This is a genomic window from Halomonas sp. Bachu 37 (assembly GCF_039691755.1).
GTDB classification, from domain to species: Bacteria; Pseudomonadota; Gammaproteobacteria; order Pseudomonadales; family Halomonadaceae; genus Vreelandella; species Vreelandella kashgarensis.
In genome coordinates, this window is record NZ_CP137552.1 from 2,581,696 (window position 1) to 2,601,017 (window position 19,322).

Annotated in this window: 15 protein-coding genes; 10 read left to right on the forward strand and 5 right to left on the reverse strand. The window is 61.5% G+C overall.

The features are described 5' to 3' along the window. Positions 1 to 59: 59 nt before the first annotated feature. The 4 genes from modA (at position 60) to sugE (ending at position 3,156) form a co-directional block, all read left to right on the forward strand. Positions 60 to 863, forward strand: a complete 804-nt coding sequence (gene modA, locus R5M92_RS11890) for a molybdate ABC transporter substrate-binding protein (protein WP_346796158.1) — start codon at positions 60 to 62, stop codon at positions 861 to 863. 68 nt (positions 864 to 931) lie between these two features. Further along, entirely contained in the window at positions 932 to 1,618 is a 687-nt protein-coding gene (modB, locus tag R5M92_RS11895) for a molybdate ABC transporter permease subunit (protein ID WP_346796159.1), read from the forward strand. Continuing rightward, positions 1,615 to 2,685: a molybdenum ABC transporter ATP-binding protein gene (gene modC, locus R5M92_RS11900; protein ID WP_346796160.1), complete on the forward strand. Its 1,071-nt coding sequence runs from the start codon at positions 1,615 to 1,617 to the stop codon at positions 2,683 to 2,685. The genes modB and modC overlap by 4 nt, the downstream gene beginning before the upstream one ends. 150 nt (positions 2,686 to 2,835) lie before the next feature. Continuing rightward, a complete protein-coding gene (gene sugE / locus R5M92_RS11905; RefSeq protein WP_346796161.1) occupies positions 2,836 to 3,156 on the forward strand; it encodes a quaternary ammonium compound efflux SMR transporter SugE in 321 nt (106 codons plus the stop codon). 92 nt (positions 3,157 to 3,248) lie between these two features. Here sugE and R5M92_RS11910 read toward each other — a convergent pair whose 3' ends face one another. The 3 genes from R5M92_RS11910 to R5M92_RS11920 all read right to left on the reverse strand — a co-directional run bounded on the left by R5M92_RS11910 (position 3,249) and on the right by R5M92_RS11920 (position 5,874). Next, entirely contained in the window at positions 3,249 to 3,986 is a 738-nt protein-coding gene (locus R5M92_RS11910; protein ID WP_346796162.1) for an SDR family oxidoreductase, read from the reverse strand. A gap of 83 nt (positions 3,987 to 4,069) precedes the next feature. Further along, positions 4,070 to 5,179 carry an alkene reductase gene (locus R5M92_RS11915; RefSeq protein WP_346796163.1) on the reverse strand — a complete coding sequence of 370 codons (1,110 nt, stop codon included), beginning with the start codon at positions 5,177 to 5,179 and terminating at the stop codon, positions 4,070 to 4,072. 110 nt (positions 5,180 to 5,289) lie between these two features. Further along, positions 5,290 to 5,874: a TetR/AcrR family transcriptional regulator gene (locus R5M92_RS11920; RefSeq protein ID WP_346796164.1), complete on the reverse strand. Its 585-nt coding sequence runs from the start codon at positions 5,872 to 5,874 to the stop codon at positions 5,290 to 5,292. Between the two features lie 161 nt (positions 5,875 to 6,035). Here R5M92_RS11920 and R5M92_RS11925 point away from each other — a divergent pair, with 161 nt between their 5' ends. The 6 genes from R5M92_RS11925 (at position 6,036) to betT (ending at position 15,250) form a co-directional block, all read left to right on the forward strand. Further along, positions 6,036 to 7,283 carry an efflux RND transporter periplasmic adaptor subunit gene (locus R5M92_RS11925; protein ID WP_346796165.1) on the forward strand — a complete coding sequence of 416 codons (1,248 nt, stop codon included), beginning with the start codon at positions 6,036 to 6,038 and terminating at the stop codon, positions 7,281 to 7,283. Continuing rightward, positions 7,280 to 10,372 carry an efflux RND transporter permease subunit gene (locus tag R5M92_RS11930; protein ID WP_346796166.1) on the forward strand — a complete coding sequence of 1,031 codons (3,093 nt, stop codon included), beginning with the start codon at positions 7,280 to 7,282 and terminating at the stop codon, positions 10,370 to 10,372. The genes R5M92_RS11925 and R5M92_RS11930 overlap by 4 nt, the downstream gene beginning before the upstream one ends. Continuing rightward, complete coding sequence (locus tag R5M92_RS11935; RefSeq protein ID WP_346796167.1) at positions 10,372 to 11,781, forward strand: ATP-binding protein; 1,410 nt, start codon at positions 10,372 to 10,374, stop codon at positions 11,779 to 11,781. Before R5M92_RS11930 ends, R5M92_RS11935 begins: the two co-directional genes overlap by 1 nt. After that, entirely contained in the window at positions 11,781 to 12,485 is a 705-nt protein-coding gene (locus R5M92_RS11940) for a response regulator (protein WP_346796168.1), read from the forward strand. The genes R5M92_RS11935 and R5M92_RS11940 overlap by 1 nt, the downstream gene beginning before the upstream one ends. Positions 12,486 to 12,598: 113 nt before the next feature. After that, the gene (locus R5M92_RS11945) at positions 12,599 to 13,009 is read left to right on the forward strand and encodes a hypothetical protein (RefSeq protein ID WP_346796169.1); all 411 of its coding nucleotides are present in this window, start codon (positions 12,599 to 12,601) and stop codon (positions 13,007 to 13,009) included. A gap of 192 nt (positions 13,010 to 13,201) precedes the next feature. Continuing rightward, positions 13,202 to 15,250, forward strand: a complete 2,049-nt coding sequence (gene betT, locus R5M92_RS11950) for a choline BCCT transporter BetT (protein ID WP_346796171.1) — start codon at positions 13,202 to 13,204, stop codon at positions 15,248 to 15,250. Positions 15,251 to 15,413: 163 nt separating this feature from the next. On the opposite strand, the gene R5M92_RS11955 is transcribed toward betT, so the two are convergent. Both R5M92_RS11955 and R5M92_RS11960 read right to left on the reverse strand, forming a co-directional pair. Beyond that, positions 15,414 to 16,934 carry an aldehyde dehydrogenase family protein gene (locus R5M92_RS11955; RefSeq protein WP_346796172.1) on the reverse strand — a complete coding sequence of 507 codons (1,521 nt, stop codon included), beginning with the start codon at positions 16,932 to 16,934 and terminating at the stop codon, positions 15,414 to 15,416. 165 nt (positions 16,935 to 17,099) lie between these two features. Beyond that, positions 17,100 to 19,271 (reverse strand): ATP-binding protein, encoded by a 2,172-nt coding sequence (locus R5M92_RS11960; RefSeq protein WP_346796173.1) that lies wholly within the window; start codon positions 19,269 to 19,271, stop codon positions 17,100 to 17,102. Between the last annotated feature and the right edge of the window lie 51 nt (positions 19,272 to 19,322).

The window sequence follows — 19,322 nt, forward strand, 5'->3', positions numbered from 1 at the left end:
AACGGCCCGGTAGGATTCAGTTGCCAAGCATGCCAGTAACGTTTACCAGGAGATTCAGCATGGCGTTTCCCGCCCTCATTTTGGCGCATTGGTTAGCTCGTTTTTCCGCAATGTCAGGTCGCATGCTTGTCTCACTCGCCCTGCTCCTGCTGTCCTCGTCCCTGCATGCCAGTGAACCGATACGTATCGCCGCGGCCTCGGATCTACGCTATGCCCTCGACGACATCATCGAGAACTACCATCAGGCGCACCCCGATGCCGATATCGAGGTCATCTACGGCTCCTCCGGCAAGATGACGACACAGATCATTCACGGCGCGCCCTATGATATGTTCTTTTCCGCCGACATTGCCTATCCCGAGAAGCTCCAGGAGCTAGGAATGACGGCGACGGAACCGTCGATCTATGCCATTGGCCGCATCGTGATATGGAGCAGTACCCTCGATGCCGCAAGCCTTACCCTTGAGGACCTGGGGTCGGACGCCATCCGGCGGATTGCCATCGCCCAGCCAAATCACGCCCCTTACGGCCTGCGCGCCCAGGAAGCGCTGCAGTCAGCGGGAGTCTGGGAGGCGGTACAGGACAAGCTGGTGTTCGGCGAGAATATTGCCCAAACCGCGCAGATGGCCCGAACAGGAGCCGCACAGGTGGGTATCATCGCCCTGTCGCTGGCCAGGTTCCCTGAGCTTGCAGAGCACGGTCACCACTTGATCGATGAACGTTTGCACAAACCGCTGACCCAGGGTTACATCGTCACCCGTCATGGCAAGGATAAACCGCAAGCCCGAGCGTTCGCCGATTACATGGAAAGCGATGCGGCGCATGGCATCATGTCCCGCTACGGCTTCGTCTTGTCGCAATGACTTGCCACAGTGACTTGTCATAGAGAATAAGCGCCGGGGCGGATACTTCACCCACCAAGAGAAACCCAATGTTTGCACTCGGCCCGGCGGAATGGCAGGCGATCAACGTCACTTTCCGACTCTGCCTTTATACCACCCTGATCCTGCTGATTCTGGCCACGCCCCTGGCCTGGTGGCTGGCCCAGAGGCGCTCTACCGCCCGGGTCCTGGTACAGGCTATCGTGGCGCTGCCATTGGTGTTGCCGCCAACCGTGCTGGGCTTCTACCTGCTTATCGTGCTTGGGCCGCGCGGGGTGGTCGGAGAGACGCTGGAAAGCCTGGGCCTGCATCACCTGGCTTTCTCTTTCGAGGGCATTCTGGTCGCGTCCGTCCTCTACTCCATGCCGTTCGCCGTGCAGCCGCTTACCGAGGCCTTCAGTAACCTGGGCAGGCGCCCGCTGGAGGTCGCGGGCAGCCTGGGGGCCGGGCCACTGGATCGGTTCTGCAGCGTGATCCTGCCGCTGACTCGCGGCGGTTTCGTGGTGGCAGCCACCTTGACCTTCGCCCATACCCTGGGCGAGTTCGGCGTCATTCTCATGCTTGGTGGCAGCATTCCCGGGGAAACCAAGGTACTGTCGGTACTGATCTACGACCATGCCGAGGCGATGAACTACCAGGCCGCGCATGCGCTCTCCTTGATGCTGCTGGTCTTCGCCCTGGCTACCCTGTTCGTGGTCTACAGCATCAATCGGCGTTTCGAAGTGACCCGGTTATGATCCTGCAGATTCAGGCTTGTTTGCGCCATGGCGATGGCTTTGAACTCTCGGTCGCCAGTGAACTTTCTCTGGACGGCGTGACGGCGCTGTTTGGCCGCTCCGGCTGCGGCAAGACCACGTTGCTACGCATCATTGCCGGCCTGGAACATGTGCGTGGTGCCACGGTCCACTTCGGCGAACACGCCTGGCAGCAAGGCCGACGGTTCGTGCCCCTGCACAAGCGGCGCATCGGCATGGTGTTTCAGGAACACAGTCTGCTGCCGCACTTGTCGGTGAGAGACAACCTGCTCTACGGCTATCGACGCACGCCCGAGGCAGTGCGCCGCCTGCACCCTCCTGACGTGACCGCCATGCTCGGAATCGACGATCTGCTCGAGCGGCGTATCGACCAGCTGTCCGGCGGCCAGCGCCAGCGTATTTCCCTGGGGCGGGCACTGCTCATCAGCCCTCAGCTGCTGCTGCTCGATGAACCGATGGCGGCTCTCGACACCCAGACCAAACGCGACATCATGCCCTTTCTTTCGCGCATGGCGGCGCAGTCCGGGGTGCCTATCATCATGGTCAGCCACGCACCCGACGAAGTCGAGCGGCTGGCGGACAGGGTGGTGTTCATGCACGAGGGGCGCATCCAGCGGATCGAGACGTTACGCGAAGCATTGGCCCGCCCCAACTCGCCGCTGTTTGCCGACACGGGAGCGGCTTCGGTATTGGAAGGACGCGTTGGCGAAACGGTAGAAGACGGCTTGCGCCCGTTCGGCCCGCCAGGGGCGCAGCTGTGGGTCGCCGCTACGCAGGCGCCAAGCGCCGGTGCCACGAGACTGCGCGTACTCGCCCGCGACGTCAGCCTGTCGCTGGACGATCCGCACCGCATCAGCATCCAGAATCACCTGCCGGTGACCATCGAGCGCATCGACCCGTCGCACAACCACCGCATCGTGGTGGCGTGTCGCACCGCCGACCGGCAACTGCTGCTGGCCGAGGTGACACCGCGCGCGGTAAGCCAGCTCGGACTCGAGGCCGGGCAACGCGTCTATGCCCTGATCAAATCGGTGGCTCTGCTGGAGTGAGGGATATCAAGAGCTACGAACTCAGATCGCCTGGATTCGACATCGCCATCACCTTCGGTTAGGTTGCCTGGCTTTCATGAATGCTGCCGGGACGGCCCGGTATGTACCGAATATTTCAGGGACGACCCTGCCTGGTAATGAGTCCATGTCATGAATACAGCCTGGATCATACTCGTCATTGCCGGCCTGCTGGAGGTGGGCTGGGCGCTCGGACTCAAGGCCTCCGCCGGCTTCACTCGACCGCTACCCAGTTTACTTACCGTGATCGCCATGATGGCCAGCTTCTTTCTGCTCGCCCAGGCGATGAAAAGCCTGCCGGTGGGAACCGCCTACGCTATCTGGGTAGGCATCGGCGCGATAGGCACGGCGCTGTTCGGCATTCTGCTCTATGGGGACAGTGCCAACCCCTTGCGCCTGGCGAGCCTTGTCCTGATATTTGCCGGTCTGGTGGGACTCAAGCTTGCCGGATAACCTGAGGGTAGTGCACAAAAAACCCGATGCCTGGAGGCATCGGGTTCAAGGGGCTGCAGAGACGCTCAGCTCTAGCGCTCTACACTAGCCGCTTACAGCTGCTGCTGGGTCGGGCGAATGATCAGTTCGTTGACGTCGACATCGGCCGGTTGTTCGATGGCAAAGGCGATGGCGCGGGCGATGGCATCCGCATCGATCGCCATCTTGTACAACTCGTTGACGCCCTCGGCGGTATCCTTGTCGCTGATGGTGGTGGTCAGCTCGGTGTCCACCGCGCCCGGCGAGATATTGGTCGAGCGAATCTCGCCGTTGGACTCCTGGCGCAGGCCTTCGGAAAGAGCCTTGACGGCGTACTTCGTGGCGCAATAGACCGCGGCGCTGGGAAATACCACATGCCCGGCGACGGAGGAGAGATTGATCACGTGCCCGGATTTCTGCTCGCGCATGGTCGGCAGCACCGCGGCGATACCGTACATCACGCCCTTGATGTTGACGTCGACCATCTTGTCCCACTCATCGACCTTCACTTGATCGAGCGGCGACAGCGGCATCAAGCCGGCGTTGTTGATCAGCACGTCGATACGACCGTACTTGTCGCGTGCCGCCTGGGCCAGCGCTTCCACCTGGTCGCGCTGGGTAACGTCGGTGACCTGGTAGATAGCGTCACCACCCTGCTTGACGATGGCATCGGTCAATTCTTTCAGGCGCTCTTCACGGCGGGCGCCCAGTACCAGCTTGGCGCCACTCTTGGCCAGCCGATGGGCGGTAGCTTCGCCCAAGCCGCTGCTGGCGCCGGTGATAATGACGACTTTTGCGTTGATCTCTGACATTGATTTACCTCGCAGAATCAAGTGTATACAGTTTCAATACGTATGAATTTCTCGTTCTTGAATACGAGCTTCGTCGAGCCGTTTCAGGCCTCGCCAAGAAAGGGGTAGTCGATATAGCCGCGCTCGTCACCGCCATAGAAGGTGCTCTCATCCCACTCGTTTAGCGGCGCGTTGCGACGAAAGCGCTCGGGCAGGTCAGGGTTGGCGATGAATGGTCGCCCGAACGAGACCAGGTCGGTCTTACCGGATTCGATACGCTGACGCGCTTCGTCGGCGCTGTACTTGCCGTTGCCGATATAGTGCCGGCTGAAGTTGTCACGAATGGCATCGATCACCGATTCGGGGCGGCCATTCTCATGATTGCCCTGGAATGAATCCTCGACCACTTCGATAAAGGCGATACCCAGTTCATCCAGCTTCCTGGCGAAGGTGCCGAAGGTTTCCACCGGGTCGGCATCCTCCATGGCGTTGAAGCTGCCCGTCGGCGTTACCCGCACACCGACACGCTCGGTGCCCCACACATCCACCACCGCCTGGACGACTTCCAACGGCAAGCGCAGGCGGTTTTCCAGGGAGCCGCCATAGGCGTCGTCGCGCTGGTTGCTGCCGGTGCGCAGGAACTGGTCAAGCAGGTAGCCATTGGCCGCGTGAACCTCAACCCCATCGAAACCGGCACGCTTGGCGTTTTCCGCCGCCTGGCGATACTGGGCGACGATCTGCGGCAACTCTCCAAGCTCCAGTGCACGGGGCGTAGGGATGTCGACCATTCCCGAATCCGCACTGACGAAGGTCTTGGCGCCTTCCGGCTTGATGGCTGAAGGCGCGACCGGCAGCGCGTTGTCCGGCTGCAGGTCGGGGTGGGAAATGCGGCCCACGTGCCACAACTGCAGGTAGATACGCCCGCCCTCGTCATGCACCGCCGAGGTGACTTTCTGCCAGCCCTCCACCTGGGCATCGGAATGGATGCCCGGCGTGAACGCATAGCCCTTGCCCTGGGGCGAAATTTGCGTGGCTTCGGCGATGATCAGACCCGCGCCGGCACGCTGGCGGTAATATTCCGCATTCATCGCGGTAGGCACATCGCCCGGCTGCGCCGCCCGCGAGCGGGTCAACGGCGACATCACGACCCGGTTGGGCAGGGGAAGATCGCCCAGGGTAATGGGGCGAAACAGGGTATCGGAAGCTTGTGTCATTGCGTTCTCCTTGCGTTTACCTTCCATGATCTAGACCAGTCTACTAGCAAAAAAGCCTGTCTCTACTCGTGATCCAGTGGTTCGAATTACGCCGGAAAGAGAATTGGCTCTCAGGGCACCAGCAGGCGAGAAAACAGGATATTCTCGAAACGCTGCATGGGCTCCACCGACTTGAGGGTCTTGGCGCGTAGAATGGCGCCTTCCCAACCGGCCAGGATAAAACTCGCCAACGCCTCGATATCGAGAGTTGAATCGACATGGCTCTGGCGCTGCGCATCTGTCAGGCAGCGGACGAAATGCTGCTCCCACTGCTGGAAGACCTTGTCCAGACGATCGCGAAATACATCACTCTGGCCCGCCATTTCCTGCCCCAGGTTGCCGATCAGACAGCCATGAGTGTGGTCGCAGGTGAGCATGTCTTCCCGCCCGGCGGCAAAATAGCCACGCAGCCTGTCCAGGGGCGCTACCCGGGTATCCTCCAGCAGATGGGTCAATTTTTCGTCGTAGCTCAACGCGACACGGTCGATGACGGCGAGACCGAAATCCTCCTTGCTGGCGAAGTAATGGTAAAAAGACCCCTTGGGCACCCCGGAGGCCTTGAGCACCGCATTGATGCCGGTGGCGTTATAACCGTGGTTGCCGATCAGTTCGGCTCCGGTATCCAGCAGTCTGTCGCGTGTGGCTGTCGTTTTCATATCATCAAAAGTAGACCAGTCAGTCTAGAGAATCAAATCAGTGTGATGGGAAGCCGAGGAGCCTCCCTCCGTTTGCACATTGTTTACTCGTTTCATGCCCAATCCCTGCGTGCTGGCAAGCGATGCTAGCATGACCTTTTTCCCAGCCGGATAGTCATTGAATGTCCATTGATGTTTCGCCGGTCCGACGCACCCCGGCTCTCGATCGATTACCCACCCATTTTCCCCTTCCGCCACGCCAACGCGGCCGCTTCCGCCTGGGCGGGTTGGTGGCGCTTCTGGTACTGGCGGCCGGCCTCGCCGGGGGCTGGTGGATTGTGTCCCAGCCGCCGCGGGTCGAACGACGTCCGCCCCCCGAGCCCACTCCGCCGCTCGTCGACGTTATTACCACCGCACCGGCGGCCCACGCCCCCACGCTCTACGGCTACGGCCGGGTGGAAGCCGAGCAGCAGACCAACCTCGCCAGCCGCGTGGCCGGGCAACTCGAGCGCTTCGCCGAGGGTGCGGTGCCCGGCAAGGTGGTCGATGCCGGCCAGCCCTTGGCCTATATCGATAGCGCCGATCTGGCGCTGGCCCTGGCCGACGCCGAGGCCCAGGTGAATCAGGCCGAGGCTCAACTGGAGCTGGAACAAGGCGAACAGCAGCGCGCGCGCAGCGAATACCAATCCTTCGGCCGCGAGTTGACTCCCGAGCGGCGCTCACTGGTGCTGCGTGAACCCCAACAGCGCGAGGCCGAGGCAACGGTGGCCCAGGCCCGAGCCCAGCGCGACCAGGCCCGCTTGAACCTGGAGCGTGCCACCCTCGATGCCCCGTGGCGCGCCATGGTGCAGGAGCGCCTGGTGGGCGCCGGTAGCCTGTTGAGCGGCGGAACCGAGGTCATCGGCCTGGTCGGGGTGGAGCACTTCTGGGTGCGCGCCTCGCTGCCCGGCGAGTGGCTGGAGTGGCTGGAAGTGGGCAATCCGGTAACGCTCTCCAGCGGCGGCTGGGCCCCAGGTGACACCCGCGAGGGCCGGGTCCTGTCGATATTGCCCAGCCTGGAAGAGAATGGTCTGCAGGCGCAACTGCTGGTGGAGGTCGACGATCCCCTGGCACTGGATCGCGCAGGTCCGGCACTGCGCCTGGGCGATGTACTGCGTGCCGAGTTCACCACCACGCCCCAGGAGAATCTGGTGGCTCTGCCCGCCTCTGCCCTGCGCCCCGGCGAGCAGGTCTGGTGGCTCGACGAAGACGACCGCCTGCGCCGCGACAGCGTCACCCTCGCCTATCGCGGCGAAGAGGAAGTGCTGGTACGCCAGGGACTGGACGCCGGCGTACGCGTCGTCATTGGCGGCCTGGCCCAGCCCAGCATCGGCCAGCAGGTTCGCCCGCGGCAGATAGATACGCGGTCTACTCAGGAGGCGGGCCCATGATCCGCCGTGGCCCTCTGGCGTGGATGGTGAACCACGGTGTCGCCCCCAACCTGTTGATGATCCTGTTGATCGCCGGCGGTCTGCTGGCGTCGCTGACCATCAAGAAGGAAGTGTTTCCCGAATTCGAGACCGAAATCGTCCAGATCAGCATGAGCTATCCCGGTGCCACCCCGGAAGAGATCGAGCAGAGTCTGCTGTTGCCGATGGAAGCCGCCGTGGCCAATGTCGAAGGCATCGATGAACTGGTCAGCGTAGCCAGCGAGGGTAGCGCCCAGCTCAACGCCACGCTGATCGACGGCGTCGAGATCATGCGCCTCTACCAGGATATCCAACAGGCCATCAACGCTGTCACCACCTTTCCCGAAGCCGCCGACCCACCGCGTTTCACCCTCGCCGGACGGTCGCGCAGCGTGGTCAGTCTGCAGGTCTATGGCCAGACCGACCTCGCCACCTTGCATGACGCCGCCGAAAACGTGCGCGCCGAACTGCAAGCCGCCAGTGGCATTTCCCGCACCGAGTTATCCGGCAATCGTGAACGCGAGATCCAGATTCACCTGGATGACCAGGCGATCGAACGCTTCGGTCTCGACCATGCCCAGCTCGCGACCCGCATCGGGCAGGAGGCGCTCGATCTCGCCAGCGGTCAGCTGACCACCGCGGAAGGTGAATGGCTGATTCGCTACCAGGGGCGGCGCGAGAACGCCCAGGCGTTTGCCGATCTTCCGCTGCTGACCAGCGCCAGCGGCACGCTGGTGCGCCTAGGCGATATTGCCGAGGTAGTCGACGGGTTCGCCGAAACCGACCGTGAAGTGTTCTACAACGGCTTGCCGGGATTGAGCGTCGACGTTTACCAGATCGGCAACCAGACCCCTATCGGCATTTCAGAAGCGGTCAATGCAGAACTCGAGCGCTTGCGCCTGGGGCTACCCGAGGGGCTATCGCTGGATATTTCCCGGGATAGCTCCGAGGTCTACCAGGCCCGCCTGGGGCTGCTGATGAAGAACGCCTGGATGGGCCTGGCCCTGGTGCTGGTGCTCATGGCGCTGTTTCTCGAAGCGCGCCTGGCGTTCTGGGTTACCCTGGGGATTCCCACGGCGTTCCTGGGGGCCATGCTGTTTTTGCCGTGGATGGGTGTCTCGCTCAACCTGATGTCGATGTTCGCCTTCATCATCGCCCTCGGTATCGTGGTGGATGACGCCATCATGGTGGGCGAGAACATCTACAGCTATCGCGAGCAGGGCTACTCGCTGCGCGACGCCGCAGTACGGGGAGCGCGGGAAATCGCCACGCCGCTCACCTTTGCCATTCTCTCCAATATCGTGGCGTTCATGCCGCTGCTGTTCCTGCCCGGCTTTCTGGGGTTGATCTTCGCCACCGTGCCGGTGGTGGTGGTCACGGTGTTTCTGATCTCGTGGCTGGAAGCGCTGTTCATCCTGCCCTCGCATCTGGCACACAGTCACAAGCCGCGCGTCACGCCGGTCTGGCAGCGCCCGCTGGAAGCCGTTCGCCAGCGCTGTCAGCACGGCTTGCATCACTTTACCTATCAACGTTTCGAACCCTTCCTGCAGCGCGCCCTCAACCAACGGCTGCTCAGCGTGGCGGTGGGCGTGACGATACTGGTGCTGGCGCTGGCCTGGGCCATGAGCGGCCGTCTCGGCTTCTCCTTGATGCCACGGGTCGAGTCGGACCAGGTTCAGGCCAGCGTGACGCTACCCATCGGCAGCCCCATCAGCCTCAGCCGCGGCCTCAGCGAGCAGTTGCTGGACGCCGCCGAACGGCTTGACGAGCGTGAAGACGACTTGACCTTCACCAGCACCCGCACCCGTCTCGACGGCTCCAGCCTGGAAGTGCGCCTGGATATCGCCGCCGACAGTCTCGACGAGTGGCCGCCCTCGCGCATCGCCCGCCAATGGCGTGAACTAAGCGGCGACCTGGTCGGTGCTCAGTCGGTGCGCTTTGAAGCCGATTTCGGCGGACCGGGCAGCGGCGCGGCGCTCAGCCTGCGGCTTTCGCATCCCGACACACAAGTGCTGGAAGCCGCCGCCGCCCGCCTTGCCGAACAGCTGTCGGAGTACGGCTTGACCGATATCGACAGCGGCTTGAGCGACGGCAAGCCGCAGCTCGATATCCGTCTTTCCCCCGAGGGTCGCGCGCTGGGGCTTGTCGGTAGCGACCTGGCCCAGGCGTTGCGCGGCCCACTCCAAGGCGTCACGGCGGTGGAGCAGTTCGTGGGCCGCAGCGAGGTCAGTGTCGAGGTACGGCTGCCGCCGGAAGCCCGCGACAGCCTCAATGAGCTGTACCGACTGCCCGTGCGCACCCCGGATGGGTTGAGCGTACCGCTGGCCCGGGTAGCCGAGATCAGTCGCGGGCAGGCATCGAGCAGCCTGCAGCGAATCGACGGCCGCCGCATCATCGATGTCAGTGCCGACCTGGCGGGCGATACGCCGATCAATCAGGTGCTGGCGACACTGCAGGAGGAAGTGTTTCCCAGTCTCGAAGCGACCTGGCACGGCCTCGAGGTCGGCATGGGTGGGCGCCAGCAGGACACCGCCGACAACCTGGCCGCTCTGACCAAGGCCATGTGGCTGATGATCGCCGCGCTCTATGCCTTGCTGGCCATTCCGTTTCGCAGTTACCTCCAGCCGCTGCTGGTCATGGCGGCGATTCCGTTCGGTATCGTCGGGGCGGTCGGCGGGCACATGCTGATGGGCTTCGGGCTTTCGATCATCAGCCTGTTGGGCATGCTGGCGTTGTCCGGCGTGGTGATCAACGACGCCCTGGTGCTGATCGACTACGCCAACCGCAGGCGGCGCGAAGGCATGTCCGCCCGTGATGCCATCGTCGCCGCCGCCACTCGGCGCTTGCGACCCATCATGATGACCACGCTGACCACCTTCCTCGGGCTGGCGCCGATGATCCTGGAGACCTCGCGCCAAGCGCGCTTCATGATTCCCATGGCCATCTCGCTGGGCTTCGGCATGCTCTTCGCCACGCTTATCCTGCTGGTACTGGTCCCGTGTCTCTATCTCAGCCTGGAAAACCTGCGTGGGCGTCTGACCGCCACTCCAGCAACCGAAGGAGCAAACTGATGGCCTACTTTTCCCTCCTTCCACGTGGGGTGTCGACGCTGGGGCTCAAGCTATTCGCCATCATTCTGAGTGTCAATGTGGCGATTTCCGCCGGGGTTTTCCTGGCGGTATCGCACAGCATCGATCGCGGTTTTCTCGATTATCTCGCCCAGGCCCAGCAGTCGCGGGCCGAAACATTGGCCGCGGGGCTGACCCGCGCGTGGGCGCAACGCGGCGACTGGGAGTGGCTTGCCCGCGCTCCCCGGCGCTGGCCGATGCTGGTTCACCAGGAACTGAGCGAAGACCGCCGTCACCGCCACTCACCGCTGGGAGACGCCGACGATTTCATCCTGCGCTCGTCCCAGGGAGCGTTCGTGATCCCGCCTCGCGGCGGCCATGCGGACCCCGGCGACTGGCAGTGGCTGACCCTGCGCTACCAGGACACGCCTATCGGCGAGCTGGGCTATCGCCCGCCCCAGCACATGATGGAGCGTATGGAGCGCGGCTTCCTCGAGCGCCAGCAACGCAACCTGACGATCATTCTCGCCTCGTTGGGCGTGGCCTCGCTATTGCTGGCCGGTGGGCTCGCCTGGTGGCTGGGGCGACGCACCCGCGTCCTGGCGCGGGCGACCCGGCGCCTGACCGAAGGGGACTACACCACCCGCCTGAGCGGAAAGGGCCGCGATGAGCTGTCGCGCCTCGCCCGGGACTTCAACATGCTGGCCGCCACGCTTGAAGCCAGCCGCGAGGCCCGGGCCCGCTGGGTCTCGGATACCGCCCACGAACTGCGCACTCCGCTGGCGGTTTTGCGTGGCGAGATCGAGGCCATGCAGGATGGCATTCGCCCGCTCAATCAGGACAACCTGATTTCGCTCTCCCAGGAAGTGAGCCAGTTGGAGCGCCTGGTGGCGGATCTAAGCCTACTCTCGCAGAGCGACGCCGGCGCGCTGGAAGTGCAATTGGCGCCGCTGAACCTGAGTGAAAACCTCGCAGCCCGGCTGGAGGACGCCCAGGGCTGGCTGCGCGATAGCGGCTTGTCCCTTGAGCAATCTCTGGACGAGGCGGTAATGATTCGCGGGGATGCGCACCGGCTACGCCAGCTGTGGAACAACCTGCTCGACAATAGCTGCGCCTACACCAACGCCCCCGGAACCCTGCGGGTAACGCTGCGCCGGGAAGCCGGGCAAGCCGTGATCGAGTGGGAGGACAGCGCTCCCGGAGTGCCCTCCGAGGAGCTCAGCCGCTTGACCGAGCGGCTCTATCGCGTGGAAGGTTCCCGCAACCGTGCCAGCGGTGGCAGCGGCCTGGGGCTCTCGATTGCCAGCGCCCTGGTCAAGTCTCACGGCGGTACGTTTGTCGCCTTCTCTTCTGCGCTGGGAGGGCTACGCTGGCGCCTGACTTTCCCTCTGCTGATACACGAGGCTCATTGATGTCGAACCCGGACAATCTCATCCTGATCGTGGAAGACGAACCCAAGATCGCGCGCCTGGTGGCGGACTATCTCGAAGGCAGCGGTTTCAGCAGCCACCATCTGGACCGGGGCGATACGGTACTGCCCTGGCTGGAGGCCGCCGACCCCGCCCCGGCGCTGGTCCTGCTCGACCTGATGCTGCCAGGCAGCGACGGCTTGACTCTGTGCCGAGAAATTCGCCGGCACTGGCCGGAAATCGCCATCGTCATGCTCACCGCCAAGGTGGAGGAAGTCGACCGCCTGGTGGGCCTGGAACTGGGCGCCGACGACTATATCTGCAAGCCTTTCAGCCCCCGCGAGGTGGTGGCCCGGGTCAAGGCGGTGCTGCGCCGTAGCCGGGCCACTCAGGAACCCGACAGCCACGCCACCACTCCCTTGCTGAGCCTGGATCATGAAGGCTGGCGAGCCCTGGCCGAAGGCCACGACCTGGCCCTGACGGCGGTAGAGTTCCAACTACTGAAGGTGCTGATGCAAGCGCCCGGGCGTATCTTCAGCCGCGAGCAGCTGATGGATCACATGTACCGCGACCATCGCATCGTCTCCGAGCGCACCGTCGACAGCCATATCAAGAAGCTGCGCAAGAAGATCCACGAAGCCCTGCCCGAACGCGACATCATCCGCTCGGTATATGGGGTCGGCTACAAGTATCAGCCGGAGGGATGAGCCAAGGAACGCCCCGCTGCAATTTTCAGCTCCTCGATTCTTGCACACTGTGTGCAATGCCCTTGCACAACGATCGACGATACTGCAAGGGTCAAATCACAAGGAGAGCTCACATGAAGACTCAGCGTATTAGCAAGTTACTCGCCCCCGCCCTGTTGGCCCTGGCTGTCGCACCTTTTGCACTGACTGTCCAGGCAGGCCCCTACGGCGACAAGACCGGCAACGGTTTCGATCGCGAAGAAATGCAGCAGCGCCACGCAGAGTTCCGCCAGACCCTGCACGAACGCGCCGGACTCGACGACGCTACCCGTGAAGAGCTGAATGGCGCCCATGAGGAGCACTGGGCCGCCATGCGGGAGCTACACGAACAACACCGCGCCCAGGTCGACGAGATCCTGGATGACGAGCAGCAGGCAGCGCTGGAGGATGCCATGCAGGAAATGCGCGAGGAGTTCCGCGACGGTCATGGCAAGCCTGGACGCCATCATGGCGATCGCCGGGGGAGCGACGATACCGAAGAGTAACCCACCAAGCCACTGATACAACAGTATAAGTTCTATCTGACGCCCAGCAATGCTGGGCGTTTTTGTGGCTATTTGTCCTGATTGCAGCATGCTCATCCAGAAAACACTGCTTGAAGGCGAGGGCGAAACCGCGTATTTTATTTTGAACGTTCATTCAAAATAAAGCATCTTAACGACAGGAGTTCGCCCTGCATGGCGCATGACAATTCCGTCTCACCCCCTCGCGATCGACTGAACTCCGTGGTGTTCCACGGTAGTGTGGCCGGTATTGTGGTTTTTCTGATCATTACCATGTTGTTCACCGAACAGGCGGGGGCATTCTTCGATGCCGGCCTGGCATGGGTCAGCAGAACGTTCGGCTGGTACTACATGCTAGCTATCGTGGCTTATCTGGTGTTCGTGGTAATGATCGGCGTTTCTCGATATGGCAGCATTCGTCTGGGGCCAGATCATTCGCGACCCGAATTTTCACTACTTTCCTGGTCGGCAATGCTGTTCGCTGCCGGCATCGGTATCGACCTGCTGTTCTTCAGTGTGGCGGAGCCCGTCGCCCACTACCTGGCACCGCCGGATTTGACACCCGAAAGTCAGGAAGCGATGCGCAATGCGGTCGTCCAGACCTATCTGCACTGGGGACTTTCCGGTTGGGGGCTCTACGTTCTGATGGGGATGGCGCTGGCCTATTTCAGCTATCGCCACCGGTTACCACTGGCGATCCGCAGCGCACTCTATCCGCTACTGGGAAAGCGTATCTACGGTCCGATAGGCCATGCCGTGGATATTACCGCTGTGGTTTCCACCGTGTTCGGTATCGCCACCAGCCTGGGCATCGGTGTCATGCAGCTCAACTACGGTCTGGCGTACATGTTCGATGTACCGGAAAGTTTGAGCGTGCAGATCATCCTGATTGCCCTGGTGGTGGTTCTCGCCACGATTTCCGTCGTCAGCGGAGTAGAGAAAGGCATTCGGCGGCTGTCCGAATTCAACATGCTGCTGGCCTTGGCATTGATGCTGTTCGTTCTATTCCAGGGCGACACTCTGGTATTGCTCGACAAGATGGTCAACAACGCGGGCGATTACCTTTCCGGTTTCGTGGCCAAGAGTTTCGATACCTATGCCTTTGCCGGTGAAGGGGCCCAGGAGTGGAAGATGTGGTGGACGATCTTCTTCTGGGGCTGGTGGATTGCCTGGACGCCGTTCGTCGGCCTGTTCCTGGCGCGTATTTCTCGCGGGCGCACCATCCGCGAATTCGTCGCCGGCGCCTTGTTCATTCCTCTGGCGTTCATGATGGTCTGGATGTCGATCTTCGGTAATAGCGGAATAGAGCTCGTCGCCAACCAAGGTGTTGCCGAGCTGGGCGCCCAGGCGCTGAATACGCCACAAACCACGATGTACACCCTGCTGGAATATTACCCTTACGTGAGCATTACCGCTGCTGTGGTCACCGTACTGGGGATCGTCTTTTTCATTACTTCCGCCGATTCCGGCGCCTTGGTCCTGGCCAATTTCACGTCGATCCTGCGTGATGTGAACCATGACGCGCCGGTGCGATTGCGTATCTTCTGGTCGGCCATCATCGGGCTTATCACCGTTGCCTTGTTGATGGCGGGTGGCCTTGCTGCATTGCAGAGTGCGGTAGTGATCACCGCGCTGCCCTTTTCGCTTGTGATCTTTGCGATCATGGTTGGCATGGTCAAGGCGTTGAAGCTGGAAGGCAGCAAGGCGGATGCCCGCCGCATGATCGCCGGTAGCGCACCGGGCGGAGACTGGCGGGAGCGCCTGGATCGCGCATTGGACACCTCCAACCGGGCCGGAGCCGCAGCTACTATCGAACATGCAATACGCCCGGCCATGACCCAGTTCGCCCAAGAGCTTGAAAACCGTGGCCAGAGCACCGCTGTCACCGAGGAACCCGTGGAAGGTGAGTCGCTTCCACGCCTCACCCTGCAGGTGGATCTGGAGGATGCCACCAGCTTCGTCTATCAGATTTGCCCGCACCGCCTGCGTACTCCTAGTTTCATACCGGCGGATGATGACTACTATGTGCGCCTGGACGTCTACCTTGCCGAAGGGGGTCAGGATAAAGACTTGAACGGCTACACCCGCGGCCAGGTAATCGGCGATCTGGTGGCCGAATACGAGCGCCACCTGCATTTCCTGGCGCTGGTGGGTCGGCAAGGCAGTGTCCAGGCGATGCCCGGCACCATCGGCGAACCGCCGAAAGAGGCTACCCAAGTCTGAACCTCAACCCTTGTTTTCACCCACGCTGATTCTTAAGCGGTCCCTTTTACCCCGGCCTTTCAGGCTGGGGTTTTTCATGGTGCGCCAGGCATGGCGCGCAGCGCCTGTCTAGCGCACAAGGAGAATCCCGCTCAGGCACTGGCCTGAGCGGGAAAGGTGATGTTTAGAAAAAGCCGAGCGGGTTGATGTCGTAGCTGACCAGCAGGTTCTTGGTCTGCTGGTAGTGCTCAAGCGCCACCTTGTGGGTTTCGCGACCGACCCCGGATTTCTTGTACCCTCCGAACGCCGCATGAGCCGGGTATTGATGATAGCAATTGGTCCAGACACGTCCTGCCTGAATGCCGCGCCCCATGCGGAAGGCCACGTTGATGTCGCGGCTCCACACCCCGGCGCCCAAGCCGAACTCGGTATCGTTGGCAATCGCCAGAGCTTCTTCTTCATCCTTGAACGTGGTCACCGCCACCACCGGGCCGAAGATTTCTTCCTGAAAGACCCGCATCTTGTTATTGCCCTTGAGCAACGTTGGCTGGATGTAGTAACCGTTGTTGATCGAGGCGTCCAGGCTCTCCTTGTCACCGCCGGCGAGGAACTCGGCGCCCTCTTCACGGGCGATATCCATGTACGACATGATCTTGTCGAACTGTTCCTGGGAAGCCTGGGCGCCCACCTGGACGTCGGTATCCAGGGGGTTGCCGCGCTTGATGGTTTGCGTACGTTCGATGACCTTGGCCATGAAGTCATCGTACATCGACTCCTGAATCAGCGCCCGCGACGGGCAGGTACACACTTCCCCCTGGTTGAAAAACGCCAGCACCAGCCCTTCCACTGCCTTATCGATGAATTCCGGCTCGGCGTTCATGATGTCGGCGAAGTAGATGTTGGGCGATTTGCCTCCCAGTTCCACGGTGGACGGAATGATGTTCTCGGCGGCGCATTTGAGGATGTGCGAACCGACCGGGGTCGAACCGGTGAAGGCGATCTTGGCGATACGCTTGCTGGTCGCCAGGGCCTGGCCGGCTTCGGCCCCATAGCCGTTGACGATGTTGACGACCCCGGCAGGCAGCAGATCACCGATCAGCTCCATCAGCTTGAGGATCGAGGCCGGTGTCTGTTCGGCGGGCTTCAACACCACGCAGTTTCCTGCGGCTAGCGCCGGTGCGAGTTTCCACACCGCCATCAGCAGCGGGAAGTTCCATGGGATGATCTGGCCCACTACGCCCAGCGGCTCGTGAAAATGGTAGGCCACGGTATTGGCATCGATATCCGCCGCCGTTCCCTCCTGGGCGCGTAGACAACCGGCGAAGTAACGGAAGTGGTCGACAGCCAGAGGCAAATCGGCATTAAGGGTTTCGCGAACCGCCTTGCCGTTGTCCCAGGTTTCCGCCACGGCCAGCATCTCCAGGTTCTGCTCGATGCGATCGGCGAGCTTGAGAAGAATATTGCTGCGTTCAGCAGCAGAAGTCTTGCCCCAGGCGGGAAATGCCTGGTGGGCGGCGTCCAGCGCCCTGTCGATGTCTTCGGCACTGGAGCGGGGGATTTCACAGAATACTTCACCGTTGACCGGGCTGACATTGTCGAAATACTGGCCCTTGACCGGCGCGACGAATTCGCCACCGATGTAATTACCGTAGCGCTTATCGAAGGAAACGACCGAACCGCCTTGGCCGGGATTGGCGTAGATCATGGCAACACTCCTGACTATTATCGTTGTTGATTAGCTGCCGCTTCAGTGTTGGCCAGATGCCATGAAACAGGCAAGCCCCAAAGCCAGGAGCAGCCTCATTCCTTGGTAGGGGATACCCGATTTATTCTGTAGGCGGGCGAATCTCACCCACAGTTGGTGATCGTCCTAGACGGAGGAACGTTCCCGGCGCCAAGCTTCCATCGCCGCAAGCGTGTGATCGGCCGTCTCGCATAGTAATGTCAGCGCTTTCGTCATCTGGCGCTGATCGGCCTCTTCGGCAAGCACTTCCACTACCTTGGCTTGTTGTGCCAGGCGTAAGCCGCCCAGGCTTGAAGACTCTCCGCGTAGCTGATGCGCCAGATGCTTGATTCGGGGGCCATTCAGTGCCCCCGGCGTTACCTCAGTCAATGCCAGTAAATCCGCCAGGTAGCGGTTGACTTGTTGCTGATGTAGGGCGAGCAATTGCGTCATACCCTGCTCGCCCAGAGTATCGTCGAGATTACCCAGCGTGGCGGTATCCACCAGAGGTAGTGCCTCTCCCGGCGATGCCCATGGCCAGGCGTCAGGTGGTGAAAAGGGTTCCTCTACCTGGCGCCACAGTACATCGCTTAGAACGGCGAGCGATAACGGTTTAGTCATGTAACCGCTCATGCCAGCGGCCAGGCAGCGCGCACGGTCACCCTCGTAGCCGCCGGCGGTCATGGCCACGATAGGGATATTCTTCAGCCAGTCATGCCGACGGCGCAACTGGCGAGTCACCTCCAGACCGTCCATATCGGGAAGCTGGATATCCATGAAAATAAAATCGACAGGACGCTGGTCGACCATGGCAAGCGCCTCTCGCCCGTTCGACGCACAGCGAACGGCACAGTTAAGTTGCTCCAGCATACCGACCGCCACCCGGCGGTTGACTTCGTTATCCTCAACCAGCAGCAGTGAAAGCCTCGCGAAATCTCGGACCGCCTCGGCTGGTCGAGAGGGCCTAACCAAGACCGGTTCGGCCCTCTCCAGCGGCAAGCTAAGCCAAAAGCAGCTACCTTCCCCCGGCACGCTTTGCAGCCCGATCCTTCCTTGCATGGCCTCTGCTAACCGCTTGCAGATCGCCAGCCCCAAACCGGTACCGCCGTAATGGCGGGCAATGCTTTCGTCGGCCTGTTGGAACGGCTCGAAAAGTCGCGCTTGCTGTTCATGGGTCAATCCACATCCGGTATCGGTTACGGCGATGCAAAGCTCATCGGCCTCGGCACTCACGTTGATCCCGATACTGCCACGCTCGGTGAATTTGATGGCATTGGCTATCAAGTTCAACAGCACCTGGCGAAGCCTACCCGGGTCAACGCTTACCCATTGCGGAAGCGTGGGGTCGATTCTCACTTCAAGCGGTAACTGTTTCGCTTCCGCCTTGGGCGTCAACAGGGCAGCGACGCTCTCCACCAGTGGTCCCAGTTCAGTCGGTATTATCTCGAGACGCAAGTGACCCGCCTCGATCTTGGAGAAGTCGAGTATCTCGTTGATCATGTCGAGCAACTGGCTGGCGCTTTCATGGATGGTATGAGCGTAATCCTCGACTTGCGCGCCGGCATTCGGCATCAGCAGAAGTTCGCTCATTCCCACCACTCCGTTGAGCGGTGTACGGATTTCATGGCTGACCATGGCCAAGAACTCGGACTTGGCGCGATTGGCGGATTGCGCCTGTTCGGCGGTGACTTCCAGTTGGCGGCTGAGCAGTTCCTGTTCCCGCCGGGCGGAGGCGTTTTCACGCATTTCTCGGACCAGAAAGATCACCACCAGCAACGCCGCCAAACTCATCGCCACGATCAGGGCAAGCAATAGGTTGTACAGGATGGCGAGGTGTTCACGCTCTTCCGTTGCGGTTTCGGCAAGATAGCCGTTGATGGCAATCACTAGCCGTTCGGTCGTACGGCTCAAGGTTTCCAGGTGGCTTTCCACCAGGGCGAGGCGCTGTTCTTGCGACAGGGCCGGAGCGCCGTGCAACAAGGTATCCAGGGCGTCCAGGCGTTGCTGAATCACGGGAAGCAGTTGGCGTCCCGACGGCAAGGTCCGCAGCAGTTCGTTGACCTCACCGCTGGTAAGCAGATTGATGCGGCTGTAAAGCAGTTCAAAGCGTAAATTCAGATCGTCCAGCTCGGCCTGCTCCAATGCGGGACGCGGAATCGTCAATACATGATTGAGTAGCTGTACGGTATCACGATCAAGCTTATACACCACCCAGGCCGTATCTTCGCGGGTGCCTTGAGTCAGAGTGTCCTGCCGCCAGGCAACCAGAGAAGCAACCACCAGGGCGGCAGCGAACAGCAAGACGGCGATAATCGCCACCCACTTGACTCGACGTGGATAGCGCAACAGGTGTGGAGTAAGAGGCAATAT